Source organism: Lysobacter tyrosinilyticus (genome assembly GCF_054779815.1).
Genome location: NZ_BAAGXN010000001.1, coordinates 936,932 through 956,624, shown reverse-complemented (window position 1 = coordinate 956,624; position 19,693 = coordinate 936,932). Strand labels below are relative to the sequence as shown.

The window sequence follows — 19,693 nt, the reverse complement described above, 5'->3', positions numbered from 1 at the left end:
CGCGCCTCACTCGACCAGCCACACCTGTCGGTCGCGCACTTCCACAGCGACCGCACGCAACGCCTCGCCGCGGCAAGGACCGGCGACACAGTCACCGTGCTGCAATTCGAAGCTGGCCCCGTGCGCAGCGCACACCAGCAAGCCTTCCTTGCTCTTGAGGAATTGCCCGGGCGCCCAATCCAGGCGGCGGCCCGCGTGCGGACAGATGTTGAGCCACGCGCGTACGGCATCGCCTTCGCGATGCAGGATCAGCGATTCGGCATCGTCGCCGAGTGTGACCTCGGTCTCCACCAGGGCACCGTCGGCGATGTTGTCAAGTGCAATCAGCGGATGACGCTGGGATGTGCTGGATGTGTCCACGGTCTCGTTGTTTAACGCAGTTCTCACACTTGGGCCCGAAGCCCGGCCGATACTGCGCGCCCGGTCTTCGTGACGGGATTGTGTCACCACAGGGGTTCGACGACGAATGTTTGCCCATACTTTCCGCTTCGATCAGGTCAATGCGCGTGTGCGCAACGTGTTCTCCGCACCGCGCAAGCCGCGTCATCGCGCGCTGCGTGTGTTGTTGGGCCTCGTCGGTCTGGCCCTGCTTGCGGTACTGGTGATGTTCGGTGTGTTCGTGGGCGCCGCGATGATCGGCGCGGGCCTGCTGGTGAAGCTGTTGAAGCAGCGCGGCAAGCCCGTCGCGCGCGATACGCGCGTACTCGATGGCGAGTTCCGCGTGGTGAAGCCCGTTTCGCTCCCGCGCTGACGCATGACCGACGTCGTCTCCGCGCTACCGCAACCGCGTGTTCCGGTGCGTGGCACCGGCATTCCCACTGACGGCCAGTTCCCTGTCCACCGCGTGTATTGCGTGGGCCGCAATTTCGCCGATCACGCCCGCGAGATGGGCGCGACCGCACCGGCCTCCGCGGCCGAACGCGGTAACCCGACTTTCTTCCTCAAGCCCAGCGACAGCCTCGTCATCGACGGCCAGGTGCGCTATCCGCGTGGCACTCGCGAGCTGCATCACGAAGTGGAACTCGTGGTCGCCTTGGGACGCGATGCGCCGTCCGGAATCGTGCCCGAAGCCGACGCAATGGCGCTGGTCTACGGCTATGCGGTCGGCCTGGACCTGACCCGTCGCGATCTGCAGGCCGCTGCCAAGGCGAAGAGCCTGCCGTGGGATACCGGCAAGTCGTTCGAACATGCCGCACCGATCAGCGCGATCGTGCCGGCCGGCGACATCGGTGCGCTCGAAGCAAGAGCGTTGACGCTGCGCATCAACGGCGACGTGCGCCAGCACGGCACGCTGGCCGATCTGATCTGGAACATCCCCGACATCATCCACGAGCTGTCGAAGCTGTACGCCCTGCGCGCAGGCGACCTGATCTTCATGGGCACGCCGGCGGGCGTGGGTCCGCTGCAACCGGGCGATGCCTTCGAGGCCTCGCTCGACGATGCCATCGTGCTGCGCGGCAGCATCCTTCCGCCATAACCGCGGTCCGCGCCCCAATCGTCATGACACCGAAGTGCCGGGTATAGTCGGCCGCGGCGTTCGTTGCCGATATTCCACTCGGAGGGACAGATGGGCCTGATTGCGGAATTCAAGGAATTCGTCTCGCGCGGCAACGTGCTCGACCTCGCGGTCGGCGTCGTCATCGGCGCGGCGTTCGGCAAGATCGTCACCGCCTTCGTCGACAAGATCATCATGCCGCCGATCGGCCTGCTGATCGGCGGCGTGGATTTCTCGAAGTGGGTGATCACGCTGAAGGAAGCGACGATGGACGCCGCCGGCAAGGAGGTGCCCCCCGTGGTGCTCGGACTTGGCGAATTCGTCAACGCCATCATCCAATTCGTGATCATCGCGCTGGCGATCTTCATGGTGGTCAAGGTCGTCAACCGCATGCGCAAGCCGGCCGAAGCCGCACCGGCGGCGCCGGCGGAGGAAGTCCTGCTGCTGCGTGAGATCCGCGATTCGCTCAAGCGCTGAGTGCCCTCGCCAGCCACGAACGCGATTCGCGGCTGCCGCCAAAAAGTCTCACGCCTGCTTTGGCATGGCGCACACCGGAACGGGGCCGCGGGCGGTTAAGCTCGCGGCTTCGCTGTTTTTTCCCGATGTTCCCTGCCGCTCCTGGAGTCGTGATGCGCGTTGCGCCGTGGTTACTCGCCAGTTCCCTCCTCTTCACCAGCGTGGCGGTCGCCGCGCCTCCCGCAGCCAAGTCCCCGACCCGCATCCCCGACAAGGCCATGGCCGCGGCGGCGCAGCTGCGCGAGCAGGCGCTGGCCAGCAACCTCGGCTACGAGATCACCCAGTCGCTGACCACCGAAGTCGGTCCACGCTTGGCCGGCAGCGACGCGGATGCCGCGGCGGTCGAGTGGGCGCAGGCGAAGTTCAAGGCGCTGGGCTATGACAAGGTATGGGTGGAGGAAGTGCGCTTCCCGAAGTGGGAGCGTCGCGGCGAGCAGGCCACCGTGGTCGGCGCACACTCACAACGACTGTCGATCCTCGCGCTCGGCGGCAGCCCGGGCGGCACGGTCGAGGCTGAAGTGGTGCGCTTCGCCGACCTGGCCGCGCTCGAGCAGGCTCCGGCCGGCTCCCTGGCCGGCAAGATCGCTTTCATCGATTACCGCATGGAGCGCGCCCGCGATGGCGCCGGGTACGGCATGGGCGGCAAGGTCCGCGGTCGTGGCCCGTCGGCCGCGATCCGCGCCGGCGCGGCCGGTTACCTGATGCGCTCGGCCGGTACCGACTCGCACCGTGTGCCGCATACCGGCATCACCCGCTTCGATGAAGGACTCACCCCGATTCCTTCGGCCGCCCTGTCCGCCCCGGACGCGGATCAGCTCAGCCGTTTGCTTGCCGGTGGGCCGGTGCGGGTGCACATGGCACTGGACTGCGGCTGGAACGGCGAAGCGGTCTCGCACAACGTGATCGGCGAGATCCGCGGCAAGTCCAAGCCGCAGGAAATCGTGCTGATCGGCGGGCACCTGGATTCCTGGGACCCGGGCACCGGCGCGATCGATGACGGCGCCGGCGTCGGCCTGACCATGGCTGCAGGCGCGCTGATCGGCAAGCTGCCGCAGCGTCCGGCGCGCACCATCCGCGTGGTTGCGTTCGCCAACGAGGAACAGGGTCTGTACGGCGGCAAGGCCTACGCCGCCAAGCACATCGGCGACATCCGCAAGCATCAGATCGCCGCCGAAAGCGATTTCGGTGCCGGTCGCATCTACGCGTTCCGCAGCGGCGCGCCGGAATACGCGCAGGGCGCGGTGAAGCAGATCGCCGACGTGCTGGCGCCGCTGGGTATCGCGCACGCACCGCAGGAAGGCGGCCCCGGTCCGGACATCAGCCCATTCGCCGAACAGGGCCTGGCCTGGGCCGCATTGCGTCAGGACGGCACCGACTACTTCGATTACCACCACACACCTGACGACACGCTCGACAAGATCGACCCGAAGGCGCTGGCGCAGAACGTCGCGGCGTATGCGGTGTTCTCCTACCTCGCCGCGAGTGCGGATGGCGATTTCGGCAGCGAAGCTAAGACCGTCAATCCGCCGTCGGAATAAAACTTCCGCTCGCTGGATACGAAAAAGCCCGGGAATTCCCGGGCTTTTTCATTGCGATGATGCGATGCCGTTACAGCCGCGAACGCCACGCCGCCAGCAGCACCGCCGTCGCCGCGGCGACGTTGAGACTCTCCACCGCGCCGCTGCCCGGGATCGACACGCGCGTATCGCAGGCCGCTGCGAGCTCGCGATCCATGCCCTCGCCTTCGCTGCCCAGTACGAACACCATCCGCTGCGGCAACGTCGTGTCGAAGACATCGCTGCCGCCCTTCACCACCGTCGCCGCGAGGGCGAAGCCGGAACTGCGCAGTTGCGCCAGCGCGTTGTCCTGCCGGCCCAGCCGCACCATCGGCACGGCTTCGGCGCCGCCTTCGGCCACACGCGCGGCCGCGCCGGACAGCGCCAGTGGCGAATGTTTGGGCAGCAGGATCGCGCTGACACCGAAGTGCGCCGCCGAGCGCAGGATTGCGCCGAAGTTGTGCGGGTTGCCGACGCCATCCAGCCACAGAGCGCATTGCGGGCCGGCCGGGAGGTCGCGTAGCCAGTTCGACATCGATTGCGGCTCGTCACGCAGCACGTCGGCGATGATGCCTTCGTGGTGCGTGCTGGCCGCGAGGCGATCGAGGTCGGCTTCTTCGACGATGCGATAGCCCACGCGATGGGCGACGCACCACTTCAGCAGCGGCTGCACCGCGGGGATGCGCGCTTCGAGCAGATAGAGCTTGCGGATCGCCTGCGGACGACGGGCGAAGACGGCATGCACGGCATTGAGGCCGTACAGACGCAATTCGGTGTCGCGACGGGCGCGGGCGGGATGCTGCGGCGCGTCTTCCATCGACGTGTCGTGCCACGCGTCGTCGCGCGGTGCGCGGGAAGGCGCATCGTCGTGACTGCGGGGCGGACGCGGGCCGCGGGAAGGCGCATCGTCAAGGCTGCGCGGCGAACGCGGACCGCGTTCGAAACGGGGGGCGCGCTCGCCGGTCGGCGCGGACTTCCAGGGGCCAGCTGCCGAAGGGCGGCGCGGGGGGCGGGAATGATCGTGGGACATGCCGCCATTGTAGGGCGGGCGTGACCCGCCATCAGGAAATCTGCCGGGGCGGGCGGCATCGCGACGTCCATACGGCGGGTCGAGGCCCGCCCTACGCGTGCTGGGATGACGATCAAAGGCGGAGGGGCTGGATCCCGGCATTCGCCGGGATGACGATTCAATGCGGCGTGCAGCTGAGGAATCAGGCGTGCCCGCCCGCCTGCGGCGTGACTTCCTCCAGCTTCGCCAGTTCGTGCGCGACCGCTTCCGGAGAACGCGTGTAGCGCGCCAGCAGGCTGTAGAACGCCGGCACCACGAACAGCGACAACAGCGTCGAGAACGACACGCCGAAGATCACCACCACGCCGATCGTCGCGCGGCTGGCCGAACCGGGACCACCGGCCAGCACCAGCGGAATCGCACCCACCACCGTCGCGATCGAGGTCATCAGGATCGGGCGCAGGCGCACCGAGCAGGACTCGACGATGGCCTCGTGGATGCTGCGGCCTTCGTCGCGCAGCTGGTTGGCGAACTCGACGATCAGGATGCCGTTCTTCGCCGCCAGGCCCACCAGCATCACGATGCCGATCTGCGAGAACAGATTGAGCGTGCTGCCGAAGATCCACAGGCCCAGCAGCGCACCAAGCACGCCCAGCGGCACCGTCAGCATGATAACGAAGGGATGGATGAAGCTTTCGAACTGCGCGGCCAGCACCAGGTACACCACCAGCAGCGCCAGCGCGAACGTCAGCAACACCGCGCCGCCCGCGGCCTGGTATTCGCGCGACTCGCCCTTCCAGTCGATCTGCGCCTGCTGTGGCAGTTCTTCCTTCACCGCCTGCTGCAGCCAGGTGATCGCGTCGCCCATGCGATAGCCCGGCGCCAGACCCATGCTGATCGTGATCGCACGCAGGCGATTGAAGCGGTTGTAGTTACCGGGCTCGGCGATTTCCTTGAGCGTCACCAGATTCGACAGCGGGACCAGATCGCCGCTGCGCGTACGCACCTGGATCGCGGCGAGGTCCGCCGGCGAACCGCGCATCGCCTTGGATGCCTGCACGATCACGTCGTATTCCTCGCCACCGCGCACGAACGTGGTGACGCGACGCGAACCCATCATCGATTCCAGCGTGCCACCGATGTCGCCGACGCTGACGCCCAGATCCGCCGCGCGCTGATGATCGATCTGCACGCGCATCTGCGGCCGGGTTTCCTTGTAATCCGAATCGGCGCCGACCAGCTTCGGGTTCTGTTCGATGCGCGCCAGCAGGCGGTCGCGCCACTGCGCCAGCTGCGCATAGTCGGGACCGCCGATCACCAGCTGGATCGGCTGGCCGCGCGTGCGCACCAGACCGCCGGTCACCTGCGAGGACACCCGCACGCCCGGCAGCTTGCCCAGTTCCTTCTGCATCTTCTGCGCGACGTCAGCGGTGTCCTGATCGCGCTCGCGCCAGTCGCGCAGGAACACGCTGATGCGCCCCATCTGCATGTCGTCGGTGGCACCGAACGAACCGGGCACGCGCGGACTCGCGCGCTCGATCGGGCCGCCCTTGCCAACATACGGACGGATGATCTTTTCGGCGGCCTGCACCTGCTTGACCGTGTAATCGAAGCCCGCGCCTTCCGGCCCGTTCAACATGAGGAAGAACACACCGCGGTCTTCCGCCGGCGCCAGTTCGGACGGCACCAGCTTGATCAGGCCATAGCTCAACCCGAGCGCGGCCAGCATCAATGCACCGAAGAACCACGGCCGTTCCACGCTGCGGTCGATCAAGCGGCGATAGCCCACGCTCACCGCATCGAGCCGCGCGTTGACCCAGCGCGTGAGCGGATTCGATTTCTCTTCCCTATGTGGCTTCACCAGCTTCGACGACATCATCGGCGTGAGCGTCAGCGCGACGAAGGCGGAGATCGCCACCGCGCCTGCCAGCGCGACCGACAACTCACGGAACAAGCGCCCCGTATTGCCCTGCATGAAGCCGATCGGCAGGAACACCGACACCAATACCGCCGTCGTCGCGATCACCGCGAACGCGACCTGCGCCGTACCGCGGCGCGCGGCCACCAGGCGTGGCTCGCCCAGGTCCGCGCGGCGCTGGATGTTCTCCAGCACCACGATCGCGTCGTCGACGACCAGTCCGATGCACAGGACCAGCGCGAGCAGCGTAAGCAGGTTGATCGAATAGCCGAAGGCGTACAGCGGAATGAACGCGGCGATCAGGCACACCGGCACCGTCACCGCCGGAATCAGCGCCGCCCGCGCGCTGCCCAGGAATAGCCAGATCACGATCAGCACCAAGGCGATCGCCTCGAACAGCGTGTGGTACACGCGCTCGACCGCCGCATCGATGAAGGTCGTGGTATCGAAGGCGATGAAGATCTTCGTGCCCTTGGGCAGCGATTCCTGGATGCGTTCGGTTTCCGCTTTCACCGCCCGCGCGACGTCGAGACTGTTCGCGGTCGAGGTCTTGATGATGCCCAGGCCGATGTTGGGCTCGCCATTGCTGCGGTAGTAGCTGCGACGCTCAGCGGAGGCGAGTTCGACCTTCGCCACGTCGCCCAGTCGGATGACGTAACCGTCCGCGCCCTTGCGCAGCGGGATCTGCGCGAAGTCGACGGGCTTCTCGAAGCTGCGCGCGACGCGCAGGGTGAAATCGCGCGTTTCCGACTCGATGCGTCCCGCCGGCAACTCGACGTTCTGCGCGCGTAGCGCAGTTTCGACATCGGCCGCGGTAACGCCGCGCGCAGCCATCGCATCACGGTCCAGCCAGATGCGCATGGCATAACGTTGCTGGCCACCCAGGCGCACCTGCGCAACGCCATCGATGCTGGACAGGCGATCGACGATGTAGCGCTGGGCGTAGTCGGACAGCTGCAGCGTGTCCATGGTCGAACTGTCCATGTTGACCCAGACGATCGGGTCGGTATCGGACTCGACCTTGGATACCTGCGGCGCGTCGGCCTCTTCCGGCATGCGGTCGCTGACGCGACTCACCGCGGAACGCACATCGTTGGCCGCGCCTTCGATGTCGCGACTCAGGTTGAATTCGATGCTGATGTTGGAGCGGCCGCTGCTGCTGCGCGACTCGATCGTGTTGATGCCCTCGATGCCGGCGAGCGCGTCTTCGAGGATCTGGGTGATGCGCGTCTCCACCACCGCGGCCGATGCGCCCGGATAGGCAACTTCCACCGACACCACCGGCGGGTCGATCGCCGGCAGTTCGCGCAGGGTCAGGCGGGTGAAGGCCATCACGCCCAGCACGATCAGCAACAGGCTGATCACGGTGGCGAAGACCGGGCGCTTGATGGAGAGATCCGAGAGTTTCATGCAGCCATTGCCCTTGGTTTTTTACCCCCTCCCTTGCGCGCAGCGCAGGGGAGGGTTGGGGAGGGGTGCTCTTGTCTTTGCTTCTGCTTTTCTCGACAACAGCAAAAGCAACAGCACCCCTCCCCGGCCCTCCCCTTCGCCTGCGGCGAAAGGGAGGGGGAAAATCGCCGCGCGCGACGGCGATCTGTTTATCGACGCCTACTTCGCCGCGGTCTTCTCACCGCTTTCGACCACCTTGCTACCGGGATGCAGCTTCACCGTGCCGTCGACGACGATGCGCTCACCGGTCTTCACGCCCGAGGTGATCTCGGCCAGACCGTCGCGACGCGCACCCACTTCGACGTCGGCGCGTTCGACACTGCCGTCGGCATCCACGCGATACACGAACGAATCGCTGCCCACCTGCACGATCGCGATTTCCGGTACCAGCAACGCCTGGCGCTGCGGTCGCTGCAGTGCGATCTCCAGCAGCATGCCCGGACGCAGCGCGCGATCGGTGTTGGGAAAGTCGGCGCGCACGGTCACCGAACGCGTGGCTTCATCGATGCGCGCATCGACCGTGCTGACCACGCCATCGAAGCGGCGCTGCGGATAGGCTTCGCTGCGGCCGCTGACCTGCAACCCCGGCGCGAGCTGCGCGAGCATGATCTCGGGCACCGGGAAATCGACATGGACGCGTGCGGTGTCATCGAGCGTGGCGATCGACGTGCCCGGGGTCACCAGCGAACCGGGACTGACCTGACGGATGCCCAGCACGCCCGCGAACGGCGCGCGAATCACGCGGTCACCGAGCTGCGCGTGGATCTGCGCGACGCGCGCGTTGGCGGCATCGCGCGCTGCGCGCTGCGTGTCGAGTGCGGAGCGCGCGATGAGTTGCTGTTCGGCCAGTTCGCTCTGGCGGCGGTAGAGCTTGTCCGCTTCGTTTGCTTCGGCCTTGGCTTCGGTGAGCGCGGCCTGCTGCGCCTGTCCACTGAGCGTGACCAGCGGCGCGCCCTTGGCGACGACATCGCCGCTGTCGAAATGCACCTGTTGCACGATCTCGCTGACCTTGGCGGTCACGGTGATCGACTCGCGCGCATGCACCGTACCCAGTGCCTGCACGCTGTCGCTCCAGGGCCGCGGTCGCACGACTTGCGTGGTCACGGTCGCGGGCCGGTCGCCCTTGCCATCGCGCTGCGATGCGGCGTCCTTGTTGCAGCCTGCAACGCCGAGGAGCGCGAGGGCCAAGGTAACGGTGGTCAGGCGCGAGCGGATCAAGCGCGGCTCCGGAAAGGCGGCATCGGCGGGAGGGAAGGCGAACGGCGGATTCTACGGGCCACCCATGACCGCACGTATGGGCCAATGGTTGCCCCCTGATGCGGCAAAATCGCCCGGCACTCCCGGCCCACGATGGACCACGACATGCCGATTGAAGTCCTCCGGGCCGACATTACCCGACTGTCCGTGGACGCCGTGGTCAATGCGGCCAACGAAGCCCTGTCCGGGGGCGGCGGGGTCGACGGCGCCATCCACCGTGCCGCAGGGCCGGGGTTGAGCCAGGAATGCCGCGACATTCCCTTGGTCCGGCCCCATGTGCGCTGCCCCACGGGTGAAGCGCGCATCACCGGCGGCCACGACCTGCCCGCTCGCCACATCATCCACACGGTCGGGCCGGTCTGGCACGGAGGCAGCATCGGCGAGGCGGAACTGCTCGCCAGCGGCTATCGGCAGTGCCTGCACCTGGCCGAGGAATACCGTCTGCTATCCATCGCCTTTCCGGCGATCAGCTGCGGGGTATTCGGCTATCCGCCCGTGCTGGCGGCACGGATTGCGGTCGCGGTCGTGAGCGAGTGGCTATCGGATCACGCGCTGCCGCAACGCGTGCTGTTGTGCTGCTTCGATGCCGGGATGGAGCGGCACTACCTCGATGCACTGGAACACCAACCATGACTGCAACGCCGATACGCAACGACCGCGCCACGCTCGGCATCGTCGCCTCCAACCTGCTCACCCTGGTGACGGCCTGGTGGCAGGACTGGCCGCTCGCGCTGATGCTGTGGCCGTACTGGTGCCAGTCGCTGGTGATTGGCTGGTTCGCGCGCAAGCGGATCCTGGCTCTGCACACGTTCTCGACCGAAGGCTTCAAGATCAACGACCAGGCAGTGGAACCCACCCCACAAACCCAGCGGGTTACGGCGAATTTCTTCGCCTTGCACTACGGGCTCTTCCACTTCGTCTATCTGATCTTTCTGCTGACGATGAGCTCCGTGTCTGGAGAGCCCGCGTCAGCGGGTGGCGTCATGCATCGCTCCGATGTGCTGCTGATCCTCGGCCTGGCGCTCTCGTTCTGGTTCTCGCACCGGGCTTCCTACCGCGAGCATGTCGCCGCCGACCTGCGACGCGTACCCAACATCGGTACGCTGATGTTCCTGCCCTACCTGCGCGTGCTCCCGATGCATCTGACGATCATCTTAGGCATGGCGCTGGGCGACGACTGGGGCCGGCTGCTGTTCGGCTCGCTCAAGACCGTGGCGGACGTGGCGATGCACAAGATCGAGCATCGCTGGTTGCAGCGCGCGGAGGCAGGCGGCAAGTCCCTGCCGAACGTGGTCGAGTAGCCGACTCCGGAAACAAAAACGCCGGCACGAGGCCGGCGTTTCCGTAGCGTGAGGCAGGTTGCTTACGCGACCTTCTTCCACTCACCCAACGCAGCCAGGCCGTTGTCCTTGGCGCGGGCGTACACGGTCTTCTGCGCGGCGGCGAAGTTGTTCACCAGGTCCTGCGACCACAGCTTCAGCGCGGCGGCCTGCATGGCGCGGCCGTAGGAGAACGACAGCGGCCACGGGTTCGGGCCCATCTGGTTCATGGCGTTGAGGTGCGCGGTGGCGTCCTCATCCGACTGGCCGCCCGACAGGAACACGATGCCCGGCAGGATCGCCGGCACGGTCGACTTCAAGCACTGCAGGGTGGCGGCGGCGACTTCTTCGACCGAAACCTTCTCACCGCTGGTGGTGCCCGGGACGACCATCGAGGCCTTCAGGATGCAGCCTTCCAGCACGACGTTGTGCTCGACCAGCGACGCGAACAGCGAACGCAGCATCACTTCGGTGACCTGGAAGCATTCGTCGATGTCGTGCGAGCCGTCCATGATGATTTCCGGCTCGACCATCGGCACCAGGCCCTGTTCCTGGCACAGCGCGGCATAGCGCGCCAGCGCGTGGGCATTGGCTTCGATGCAGGTGCCCGACGGGATGTCGTCGCCGATGTTGATGACCGCGCGCCACTTGGCGAAGCGAGCACCGAGCTTGTAGTACTCGGCCAGGCGGTCACGCAGGCCGTCGAGGCCTTCGGTCACGACTTCACCCGGGCAACCGGCGAGGTTGTGGGTGCCCTTGTCGACCTTGATGCCCGGGATCATGCCGTTGTCCATCATGTACTTCGCGAACGGCACGCCGTCGCTCGTGGACTGACGGATGGTTTCGTCGAACAGGATCGCGCCGGAGATGTAGTCGCTCAGGTTCGGCGTGGTGAGCAGCAGCTCGCGGTAGCGACGACGATTCTCTTCGGTGTTCTCGATGCCGACGCCAGCGAAACGCTTGGCGCAGGTAGCGGTGGATTCGTCGATCGCGATGATGCCCTTGCCCGGGGCGACCATGGCCTGGGCAATTTCGGCGAGCTGTTCGATGCTCATGGGAGTCCTGCGGGGTGCGGGTGGGAAGCCGCACATTATAGCGGCTGCCATGAGCCCCGCGTCGGCGCAGTCAGCAATAAATCAAGGACTTGCGCGCCCCACACACCCGAATCCAATACCAGTTGCAGCCGCCGCACCGGCTCCCGGGGCGCCCTCGCGTGGACGCCCCGGGCTTCCCGCCCCTATTTCACTGCCAGTGCCCGGCGCAACTCGGAGTTGGCCTCGTCCCGGGTGACCAGCAGGGTGCCGTAGGCATCCATGGCAGGGAAAAACTCCGGCTGACGGGTGGCGATCTGTCGCTTCAGGCGTTCGATCTGCCCGTAGCACCGCGTGAGCGAGGCGGCGTGCGGGCAACCGAGCAAGTGATAGAACTCATGCACCGCGACCTTCGACGGCGGCATGAACAACTGGTTGAGCGATGCGGCGTTGGCCACAACGAAGCCGCGGGTATGCGTCGCATCATCGACGGCGCCCAGCACTTCCGGCATCAGCATGCCCCAGAGCGCGTCACCGGCATTGCGATCCACCAGCGCAACGAGTCGATCGCAGGGCGGTTCCAGTTCGCGCGCAACGACATCGTCGATCAGGGTGCGATGCCCGAATCCGGGGCGCTCCCATGACCGCACCCACGGCACGACTACTTCGATTCCGTATGTCTTGAACTCGTCGTTTACCGCTGCGATGAGATCATCGGCACGCTGCTGACTGACGCCTTCCGCGCGCAACAGGCAGACGCGCAGTTGCGCGGGTGGCCCATAGTCGCGAGCGGACTGACTTCGGGTATGCACGCCGACACTGGTGCAGGCGCATTGTCCGAGCAGCAGCAGGACAACGAGCATTTTCCACACCGGCATCTTCCACACCGGCCACGACACGCGCGGCGCGGACGTTTCGTCGATACGCTTCCCCACGGCCCACCCCCTTCTCCATAAAAGGGTTCATGCCTAAGCCCAACGCGCTGCAGGGGGGCCATCGGACAACGCCCACGAGCTGCATCACCCGCGCAAGACGCGGAACTGCGAGACGAGAGGCACTGCGGGCCATTCGGCGCCACGAATTGTGAGAAGTCGGTGAAACAAGCGTAAAAGCGGCGTAACGGGACGCCGCAAAACCTGGCTTCCGCCAGTCGATGCAAACTCAGTGCGCGGCGCATCCACTCGATGCGCCGCTCTTGCGAGTGTGCGTTACAGCTCGCCCAGGCCTTCGGCCTTGCCGCCCAGACCCACCTGCAACAGGCGCAGCGTATTGGTCGCGCCGTGATGCTCCATGTGATCGCCGCTGGTGAAGATCACCCGCTCGCCCACGGCGAGGAAGCCGGCATCGAACAATTGCTTCACCGACTGCCGTGCGGCTTCGCGCGAAGCCAAGCCGCGGCTGTCGAAGTCGATTGGGAAGACATCGCGCATCAGCGCCATGCGTCGACGCGCACCGTCATGGCGCGACAGGCCGTAGATCGGCACGGAGGAGCGGAAGCGCGAAAGGAATCGTGCGGTACCGCCGGATTCGGTCGCGGCGAGGATCGCGCGCACGCCGATGTGTTCGGACAGGAACATCGCCGCCATCGCGATCGCCTGGTCGGCGCGCTCGAGGTTGCGCGGCGCTGCTTCGAAATCGGTATCGAATTCGAACTGGCGTTCGGCGCCAAGGCAGATGCGCGCCATCGCTTCGACCGCTTTCACCGGGTATTTACCAGCTGCGGATTCCTGCGACAGCATCACTGCGTCGGTCCCGTCGATGACGGCGTTGGCGACGTCGAGTACTTCCGCGCGCGTCGGGATCGGACTGTCGACCATCGACTGCAGCATCTGCGTCGCGGTGATCACGACGCGGCCGCCTTCGAGCGCTTCGCGGATGATCTTCTTCTGCAGGCCGGGCAATTCGGCGTCGCCGATCTCCACGCCCAGGTCGCCACGCGCGACCATCACCACGTCGCTGGCCTGCACGATCTCGCGCAGGTTCTCGATCGCTTCGGCGCGTTCGATCTTCGAAACCAGCGCAGCATCGCTGCCGGCGGCGCGGGCGATGCGGCGCGCTTCCTCCATGTCTTCGGCGTTGCGGCAGAACGACACCGCGATGAAGTCGGCCCCGAGCTCAGCGGCGACCTTGATCAGCTCGCGATCGCGCTCGGTCAGCGCACCCAGCGACAGACCGCCGCCCTGCTTGTTGAGCCCCTTGCGGTCCGAAAGCGCGCCATCGTTGAGCACAGTATTGATGATGCGCTCGCCTTCTACGCGCTCCACGCGCATCTGCATCATGCCGTCGTCGAGCAGCAGCGTGTCGCCGGGAATCACATCGCCGGGCAGGCCGAGGTAGCTGACGCCGACTTCGCTGGTCGTACCGGGCGGCGCAGTGTCGGAAGCGACCAGGTCGAAGCGGTCGCCGGCTTTGAGTTGCACACGGCCTTCGGCGAAGCGTTCGATGCGGATCTTCGGGCCGGGCAGATCGACCAGGATCCCGACTTCACGCCCCGCGCGATGCGCGGCTTCGCGCAGGGCCTGGGCACGTGCGACCTGTGCCGACGGATCGCCATGGGAGAAGTTGAGGCGAACCACGTCCACGCCGGCGTTGAGGAGCGCATCGAGCACGCCCGGTGCATCGGTGGCCGGGCCCAGGGTGGCAAGGATCTTGGTGCGTCGACGGTTGTTGGACATGCGCTGCGCTGGCGGTGTGGTCGTTGGAGAAGTCCGAACGTAGCACAGCCAAAGTTGCACCCGCTTGCGGCGTGCCATGAAAACGAACACAGGCGGCACCCGATTGCACGAACGCCCTGCAATGCAGGGCGTTCGTGTGTTCACGATCACATGGCCGAGGCGCAGCCCGGGGTGAAGCCTTTGTTGGCGGTGGGCGTGCCCCACATGCCATCCATGTCGCCGCAGCCGAAGGTTTCCTCACCCACCAGCTGGCCGGACGCGTTGTAGTAGTGCCAGGTGCCCTGCAGGCAACCGCCTGCGGAAGTCAGGCCGGAGACGGCCAGAAGCGCAAAAGCAACAGCGAAAATCCTTGTACGACGCATGATTGCTTCCTTGTCGAATCGCGGCCTCATGCCGCCCGCGCATCCTGCGTCGTCCCTTGTCGGTAATCGATGACGGAGCGCACAGGTTCCGCCCTGCGGCGGACCACCGACGCCATCAGGCCGCCAGCAGTTCGCGCAATTGTTCCGGGTGGCTAGCGAGTGTGTCCGCACCTGCATCGAGCAGTTCGGCCTCGCCCCCGAAACCCCACAGCACGCCGACATGGCGCATGTCGTGGTGCAGGGCGCCTTCGATATCCATGCGACGGTCGCCGATCATCCAGCACGCATCGGGCGCCACGTCGAGGCGACGCAGCGCTTCGGCGATCAGTTCCGGCTTGTCGCTGCGGCTACCGTCGATGGTCGCGCCGATGATGTCGACGAAGCGATGACCGAAAGGCAGATGCGCGGCGATCTTGCGTGCATGCGGTTCGTTCTTCGCGGTGACCACCGCAAGACGGTGCCCCGCTGCATGCAATGCCTCGATGGTATCGGCGATGCCGTCGTACACCTCGTGCTCGGCCCAGCCATGGGATTCAAAGCGGTCGCGATAGTGTTCGACCGCACGTTCCACCAACACTTCGTCGCGAAGAAGCGGCGCGAAGCTGGTCCGCAACGAAGGGCCGATCCAGCGCCGCAACTCGGAATCCGGCGGCACTTCCAGCCCCATCTGCGTCAGCGCATGGGCGACGCAGCGGGTGATGCCGATCTCGGAATTGATCAGCGTGCCGTCCATGTCGAAGAAAACCGTAGCCATTCAGCCCTGCCGTTCTGTCAGTTATTGCGGTCGAATTCCTGGTACCGCTTTCCGTCGCGGTAGAGGGCCAGGCGCTTCTGGTAACCGGGGACCTTGTCGCCGAGCTTCTTCCGCGAATCCGGCGTCTCGAGAGCAGCCATTACCTTGGCGGCACGCTCCTGCAGTTCCACTGCCTTCTTGAAGTCGCCATTGGCGGCATAGCACGCAGCAACCGTGTCGATCGCGCCCGCACCCATGACATCGACGTCGCCAAGCTTGCGGCTCACGTCCAGTCCGCGTTTGGGATCGAAGATATCGGCACGCGGCGATGTGCAAAGGGTCCATGCGTAGTTGTTGGTGGCCCCGGTGTTTCCCGCGGCATCGGCTTCGGCCAGCAATGCCAGCGCCTGCTTGCGGGATTCGTCGGTGTTTTTGTTGTAGTAGAGCCAGGAACTGTAGAGGGTGTAGGCATCCTCGATGCCGCCCTTCATGGCCCGCCGCATCCATCGCGTGCCTTCGGCTTCGTCCACTTTGCCGAAGTCTCCCAGCAGGTAGTGACTGCCGAGCTGGAGCTCCGAATCGTGATCGCCCTGCTCCGCGTCCTCCTTCAGCCACTGCAGGGCCTTGGAAGGATCCTTCGCCATGCCGTGGCCTGCGATGGCGAGTTGCGCAAGCGCACGGCGTGCGGGAGCCCCTTGGGCCTTGTCGGAGGCGAGCATTCCGTAGAGTTCCACCGCTCGCTTGGCATCACCGGAAAGGCCCGGCTGATCTTCGGCATACAGGGCCGCCAAGGCCATGAAAGAGTCGATATCACCGACATCCGCCGGCCCCATCAGCCATCCTTCGGCAGCCTTGAAATCACGGTCCAGCCTGCTGCGGCGGGCCGCTTCGAGCGCGCCCCAGGCATCTCCGCCGTGCGCCGCAGCCTGCGCCATCGCCACACCTTTCACCAGGTCACGCTTGAACTCGGTCTGATCGCCGTAGATCAGCGCCGATGCGTACCAGGACTGCAGCGTCGCATTGCCGGCTTCGGCACCCAGGACCGTCCACTTCCACACGTCGTGCGGCTGTTTCAGCTTCTTGTAGTAGTCGACGAGCAGGCCGTATCCCAAGCCACGTCCGTTCAGCTCCGGGGACGCCAGGAATGCGATATCGCTGTCGCTGAGCTGTGGCTTTTCCGCCGCGGCTTTCAGTCCAAGCAGCAGACGCTTAACCGGCCGATTGCCAGCAGCTGCCGCGCGTGCAAGGCGCTTATCAAGCTCCTTGGGCAAGGGCTGCCTGTCATGCGCGCTCACCCAGACATCGGCGAACTCGAGCAACGCGCCCTGCGGCCAGCGGCGATCCGCGGCGTCGAGCAGAAGCCATGCCGACTTCGGATCGGCCTTGGTGCCGATGCCTTCCAGATAGGCGTACGCCAACATGGACATGGCGAAGGCGTTCTTGCTCTCCGCCTGTTGCATCAGCGCATCGACCAGGCCCTCGGTGCAATCCGGCGTAGCGGATCGGCCCGAACACACCAGCAACCATGCCTTGGCCGACTGGATTCCGCCAGCCGTGGCAGCCCCGCGCAGCTTGGCGACCTTGTCGCCTCTGGCGCTGGCAGCCCCGGCGCGTATTGCGGCGATGTCGACCGCCGCCAGCCCGTCGGTATCCTGGCTCGCCTTTACGTACGCATCGGCCAGGGCAGCGCGCATGATCGGCGTGCCGGCAAAAGGCTGACGGTTCTTCAGCTGCAACAGCGTGTCCACGTAATCGAAGGCGTAATGACGTTCGATCTTGGCGTCTGCGTCCCACCCGACCACGACCAGCGGGAAGTAACGCGCCGGCCGGGCAAACAGGTAGTACTCGTAGGCCTGCTCCATGCCGCTGCTCCGCAGCAACGCATAGGCATCCACCGGGGCGACGATGCGGATGGGCTTGGCCAGCGACGGATCGCCCGCTTGCTTCAGCGCGTGGCGCGACAGCGCCGCCAGGACCTGGAGTTCGGATTCGGCGGCTGGTGCGTCGCCCGTCGCGTCGGCGCACAGGTAGGCCGCGCGTCGAATGCCCAGGCTGACAGGTATGGTCTTTACGGCCGCCGCAAGCACGGAGGTGTTGTCGGCACACAGCTTCGCGTCGACCTCATCCCCCTCGTAGCCCACGGCTTCGAGCGCATCAAAGGCGTTCAGGCTCTCGTCGTCGGCCTTGGCCAGGAAATCCGCCCACATCTTCGTTGCATCGGGCTTCGATGCATTCGTCGGAGCGGCGATCGCCACCGAGGTGGTCGCCAGCAGTAAACCGGCACAGGCTGTACGCAGCAGATTCATTTCTGGTCCCCAATGTCTTTCAGCAACGCCTTGAGTCGAGCATCGCGCTCCTGGCGTTGATCACCTTCAGCCAGCTGCAGTGGCAGCCGCGCCGACAGGCTGTCGCGCACCTTGCGCAGCTCGGCCAGATGTCCCGCCACTTTGTCCGCCGGCAGGTCGCGCATGTTCACCTTCATGTCGTACGAGACCTCGACCTTGCGCGCCGAAACAGTCAGCAGGCGTTGGAAGGCAAACGCTTCGGAATTCAAGTTCTGCGATTCGTCGCGCAGCGACGTACTCCAGCGCTCGGGCAACCGGACCTCGATCGTATGGTGGTAGTGGGCCGGCATGCCCACGTACAACGGGCTGTCGCGCACCGTCGAGTCCGGCAGACGCGCCACTTCGGACAGCGATTCGGCATAGACCTCCAGCGCGCGCGTTCGCCCTGCGGTGTCGTAGGGTGCCTTGAGCAGATACTGCTCGGTCACGGTCAGGCGGTTGCCATCCAGGTCATCCCGGATGGTCGGTGTCTTGACCACGGTCAGTTCGCCAAACCGCTTACGGTAGTACTCGGCATAACGCCTGGAGAGTTCGTCGTCGCGCGTGCCGGAGAATGATTGGCGGGCGCTGTCGGCCCGCTTGCCTTCGTACGTCGTCTCGATGAACAACGCCACTTCGCGGCCGTTGGCGGCGGGCTCATAGCGTTCGCTCACGTTGATCGAGCTCTTGGGCTGCGCCGGAACGACGATCGTTTCCAGCGCCGATACACCCTTGGCGACCGGCAAAGCCACTCCGTACAGGCTGGCATCGCTGTCGCGTGGGTCTCCGCCTTGCGAGGTAATGGTGGGATCGAGCCACAGCGTGGTTCCATCGACCTGCGCCCGCACGATCACATGATCGAAGACCGAGGCCGCCGGCGGCATTTCCTCGATTCCACGACCACGACTCGTGGATACCAGTGCCGGAACGGCCTGGATGCCCATGCGTTCCAGCAGGGTCTTCAGCAGATAGGCCTTGTCCTTGCAATCGCCATAGCGGCGCTTCCAAGTGTCCGCGGGCGCGGTGGGCCGATGCGTGTTCGCGCCCATTTCCACGCCGAAGTAGCGAACCTGCTCCTGCACCGTCCGCAGTGCGGCCTTGATGCGCGCATACGGGTCGGGAAGCTTCGACCATGCAGCGAGGTCGGCTTCAAGGTCCGCGGGCAGCGCACCCGGTGCCGGATACAAAGGCAAGGCCCAGGCGACGACGTCCGCCCACTGCCGCTTCCTGGAGACATACGCCGTCGGGGACGGCTGGTACCACAGCGGATAGGAACCCTCGTCCGCATACGCAGGCAGGCGAGAAGCCTCCACCGACACCATGGACGCGTCGCTGCTATTGCGAGTGACCGGCGTAGGCGCACCCGAACGACGTCGAACATCCAGCTGGCTACCCGGATCGTGCAGTACACGCAAACGGCTGTAGAGCACGGGGCTCTGCCAGCCGAAGGCATTGAGATCCAGCAATTGCCCTTCGAGGATGGGATTGGCGCCGATGATCGAGTAACGGATGCGCACCACGTCATCCACGCGAACGTCTTCCAGCACGATCAGTGCGGTGACGTTGCCATCGGCCATGTCCTCTTCGAAATCCTCTTCACGGCGCGCGAGCGAAATACGCTCGGGATCCAGGCGATCCTGCCAATGTCCGGCACGGCGCAGCTCGACGCCATGGATCACCAGTCGCTGGTACTCGGGATTGAAGACGATCTGGTAGCGACCGGCATCGCCGAGCAGCGACGACGCCTTGGCTTCATAGGCGTAGTCGACGTAGGCATGGTTGCGGCCGGCGCGACGATCCACCTGCTCGTCGTACAGCCACACGCGCCAGGTCGCACCGGTACTTCCTGGTGCCTTCGCGTCCCATGACTCCGGCATTTTTGCCGGCTCGACGAAGGTGGGCGGGGTTCCGACCGAGAACCGGAATTCCCCACGCTTGTGTTCCACCTCACCCGCTACCGCCGCTCCCGCCATCAACAGCGAGAGCACCACTCCCCACAAAACGCGCATCGATCGGCCCCGACTTCAGTCTTCTAGCGTTCGCACATTG

The 19,693-nt window shown here is 65.7% G+C and carries 17 protein-coding genes; 6 read left to right on the top strand and 11 right to left on the bottom strand.

All coding sequences use genetic code 11. The features are described from left to right. Window positions 1-6: 6 nt before the first annotated feature. Complete coding sequence (locus ACYVGK_RS03990; RefSeq protein WP_460731941.1) at window positions 7-360, bottom strand: Rieske (2Fe-2S) protein; 354 nt, start codon at window positions 358-360, stop codon at window positions 7-9. A 106-nt stretch (window positions 361-466) separates the two neighbouring features. Here ACYVGK_RS03990 and ACYVGK_RS03985 point away from each other — a divergent pair, with 106 nt between their 5' ends. The 4 genes from ACYVGK_RS03985 to ACYVGK_RS03970 all read left to right on the top strand — a co-directional run bounded on the left by ACYVGK_RS03985 (window position 467) and on the right by ACYVGK_RS03970 (window position 3,549). Beyond that, a complete protein-coding gene (locus ACYVGK_RS03985; RefSeq protein ID WP_460731940.1) occupies window positions 467-751 on the top strand; it encodes a hypothetical protein in 285 nt (94 codons plus the stop codon). A gap of 3 nt (window positions 752-754) precedes the next feature. Further along, window positions 755-1,477, top strand: coding sequence for a fumarylacetoacetate hydrolase family protein (locus ACYVGK_RS03980; protein WP_460731939.1), 723 nt, complete (start codon window positions 755-757; stop codon window positions 1,475-1,477). A gap of 90 nt (window positions 1,478-1,567) precedes the next feature. Continuing rightward, entirely contained in the window at window positions 1,568-1,972 is a 405-nt protein-coding gene (gene mscL, locus ACYVGK_RS03975) for a large-conductance mechanosensitive channel protein MscL (protein WP_460731938.1), read from the top strand. Window positions 1,973-2,124: 152 nt separating this feature from the next. Further along, window positions 2,125-3,549 carry a M28 family peptidase gene (locus ACYVGK_RS03970; protein ID WP_460731937.1) on the top strand — a complete coding sequence of 475 codons (1,425 nt, stop codon included), beginning with the start codon at window positions 2,125-2,127 and terminating at the stop codon, window positions 3,547-3,549. Window positions 3,550-3,619: 70 nt separating this feature from the next. On the opposite strand, the gene ACYVGK_RS03965 is transcribed toward ACYVGK_RS03970, so the two are convergent. The 3 genes from ACYVGK_RS03965 to ACYVGK_RS03955 all read right to left on the bottom strand — a co-directional run bounded on the left by ACYVGK_RS03965 (window position 3,620) and on the right by ACYVGK_RS03955 (window position 9,161). Next, window positions 3,620-4,597 carry a TrmH family RNA methyltransferase gene (locus tag ACYVGK_RS03965; RefSeq protein WP_460731936.1) on the bottom strand — a complete coding sequence of 326 codons (978 nt, stop codon included), beginning with the start codon at window positions 4,595-4,597 and terminating at the stop codon, window positions 3,620-3,622. 181 nt (window positions 4,598-4,778) lie between these two features. After that, entirely contained in the window at window positions 4,779-7,904 is a 3,126-nt protein-coding gene (locus tag ACYVGK_RS03960; RefSeq protein WP_460731935.1) for an efflux RND transporter permease subunit, read from the bottom strand. 198 nt (window positions 7,905-8,102) lie between these two features. After that, window positions 8,103-9,161 carry an efflux RND transporter periplasmic adaptor subunit gene (locus ACYVGK_RS03955; RefSeq protein WP_460731934.1) on the bottom strand — a complete coding sequence of 353 codons (1,059 nt, stop codon included), beginning with the start codon at window positions 9,159-9,161 and terminating at the stop codon, window positions 8,103-8,105. Window positions 9,162-9,305: 144 nt separating this feature from the next. Here ACYVGK_RS03955 and ACYVGK_RS03950 point away from each other — a divergent pair, with 144 nt between their 5' ends. Both ACYVGK_RS03950 and ACYVGK_RS03945 read left to right on the top strand, forming a co-directional pair. After that, entirely contained in the window at window positions 9,306-9,833 is a 528-nt protein-coding gene (locus ACYVGK_RS03950) for an O-acetyl-ADP-ribose deacetylase (RefSeq protein WP_460731933.1), read from the top strand. Next, entirely contained in the window at window positions 9,830-10,501 is a 672-nt protein-coding gene (locus ACYVGK_RS03945; protein WP_460731932.1) for a DUF6498-containing protein, read from the top strand. Before ACYVGK_RS03950 ends, ACYVGK_RS03945 begins: the two co-directional genes overlap by 4 nt. 62 nt (window positions 10,502-10,563) lie before the next feature. Here ACYVGK_RS03945 and ACYVGK_RS03940 read toward each other — a convergent pair whose 3' ends face one another. From ACYVGK_RS03940 to ACYVGK_RS03910, 7 genes are all read right to left on the bottom strand, one after another. Then, on the bottom strand, window positions 10,564-11,574 hold the full coding sequence (locus ACYVGK_RS03940) for a class I fructose-bisphosphate aldolase (RefSeq protein WP_460731931.1): 1,011 nt from the start codon (window positions 11,572-11,574) through the stop codon (window positions 10,564-10,566). A 182-nt stretch (window positions 11,575-11,756) separates the two neighbouring features. Next, window positions 11,757-12,485 (bottom strand): hypothetical protein, encoded by a 729-nt coding sequence (locus ACYVGK_RS03935; protein ID WP_460731930.1) that lies wholly within the window; start codon window positions 12,483-12,485, stop codon window positions 11,757-11,759. A 273-nt stretch (window positions 12,486-12,758) separates the two neighbouring features. Further along, window positions 12,759-14,225 (bottom strand): pyruvate kinase, encoded by a 1,467-nt coding sequence (pyk, locus tag ACYVGK_RS03930; protein WP_460731929.1) that lies wholly within the window; start codon window positions 14,223-14,225, stop codon window positions 12,759-12,761. Between the two features lie 146 nt (window positions 14,226-14,371). Further along, on the bottom strand, window positions 14,372-14,587 hold the full coding sequence (locus tag ACYVGK_RS03925; RefSeq protein ID WP_460731928.1) for a DUF6289 family protein: 216 nt from the start codon (window positions 14,585-14,587) through the stop codon (window positions 14,372-14,374). A 115-nt stretch (window positions 14,588-14,702) separates the two neighbouring features. Next, complete coding sequence (locus ACYVGK_RS03920) at window positions 14,703-15,341, bottom strand: HAD hydrolase-like protein (protein WP_460731927.1); 639 nt, start codon at window positions 15,339-15,341, stop codon at window positions 14,703-14,705. A gap of 17 nt (window positions 15,342-15,358) precedes the next feature. Continuing rightward, window positions 15,359-17,626, bottom strand: coding sequence for a tetratricopeptide repeat protein (locus tag ACYVGK_RS03915; protein ID WP_460731926.1), 2,268 nt, complete (start codon window positions 17,624-17,626; stop codon window positions 15,359-15,361). Continuing rightward, window positions 17,623-19,653 carry a DUF3857 domain-containing transglutaminase family protein gene (locus tag ACYVGK_RS03910; protein ID WP_460731925.1) on the bottom strand — a complete coding sequence of 677 codons (2,031 nt, stop codon included), beginning with the start codon at window positions 19,651-19,653 and terminating at the stop codon, window positions 17,623-17,625. Before ACYVGK_RS03910 ends, ACYVGK_RS03915 begins: the two co-directional genes overlap by 4 nt. Between the last annotated feature and the right edge of the window lie 40 nt (window positions 19,654-19,693).

Bases quoted from the DNA above. Each gene is read 5' to 3' on its own strand.
- ACYVGK_RS03985 (WP_460731940.1), top strand. From the start codon at position 467: ATGTTTGCCCATACTTTCCGCTTCGATCAGGTCAATGCGCGTGTGCGC.
- ACYVGK_RS03980 (WP_460731939.1), top strand. From the start codon at position 755: ATGACCGACGTCGTCTCCGCGCTACCGCAACCGCGTGTTCCGGTGCGT.
- mscL (WP_460731938.1), top strand. From the start codon at position 1,568: ATGGGCCTGATTGCGGAATTCAAGGAATTCGTCTCGCGCGGCAACGTG.
- ACYVGK_RS03970 (WP_460731937.1), top strand. From the start codon at position 2,125: ATGCGCGTTGCGCCGTGGTTACTCGCCAGTTCCCTCCTCTTCACCAGC.
- ACYVGK_RS03965 (WP_460731936.1), bottom strand. From the start codon at position 4,597: ATGTCCCACGATCATTCCCGCCCCCCGCGCCGCCCTTCGGCAGCTGGC.
- ACYVGK_RS03960 (WP_460731935.1), bottom strand. From the start codon at position 7,904: ATGAAACTCTCGGATCTCTCCATCAAGCGCCCGGTCTTCGCCACCGTG.
- ACYVGK_RS03950 (WP_460731933.1), top strand. From the start codon at position 9,306: ATGCCGATTGAAGTCCTCCGGGCCGACATTACCCGACTGTCCGTGGAC.
- ACYVGK_RS03945 (WP_460731932.1), top strand. From the start codon at position 9,830: ATGACTGCAACGCCGATACGCAACGACCGCGCCACGCTCGGCATCGTC.
- ACYVGK_RS03940 (WP_460731931.1), bottom strand. From the start codon at position 11,574: ATGAGCATCGAACAGCTCGCCGAAATTGCCCAGGCCATGGTCGCCCCG.
- pyk (WP_460731929.1), bottom strand. From the start codon at position 14,225: ATGTCCAACAACCGTCGACGCACCAAGATCCTTGCCACCCTGGGCCCG.
- ACYVGK_RS03925 (WP_460731928.1), bottom strand. From the start codon at position 14,587: ATGCGTCGTACAAGGATTTTCGCTGTTGCTTTTGCGCTTCTGGCCGTC.
- ACYVGK_RS03920 (WP_460731927.1), bottom strand. From the start codon at position 15,341: ATGGCTACGGTTTTCTTCGACATGGACGGCACGCTGATCAATTCCGAG.
- ACYVGK_RS03915 (WP_460731926.1), bottom strand. From the start codon at position 17,626: ATGAATCTGCTGCGTACAGCCTGTGCCGGTTTACTGCTGGCGACCACC.
- ACYVGK_RS03910 (WP_460731925.1), bottom strand. From the start codon at position 19,653: ATGCGCGTTTTGTGGGGAGTGGTGCTCTCGCTGTTGATGGCGGGAGCG.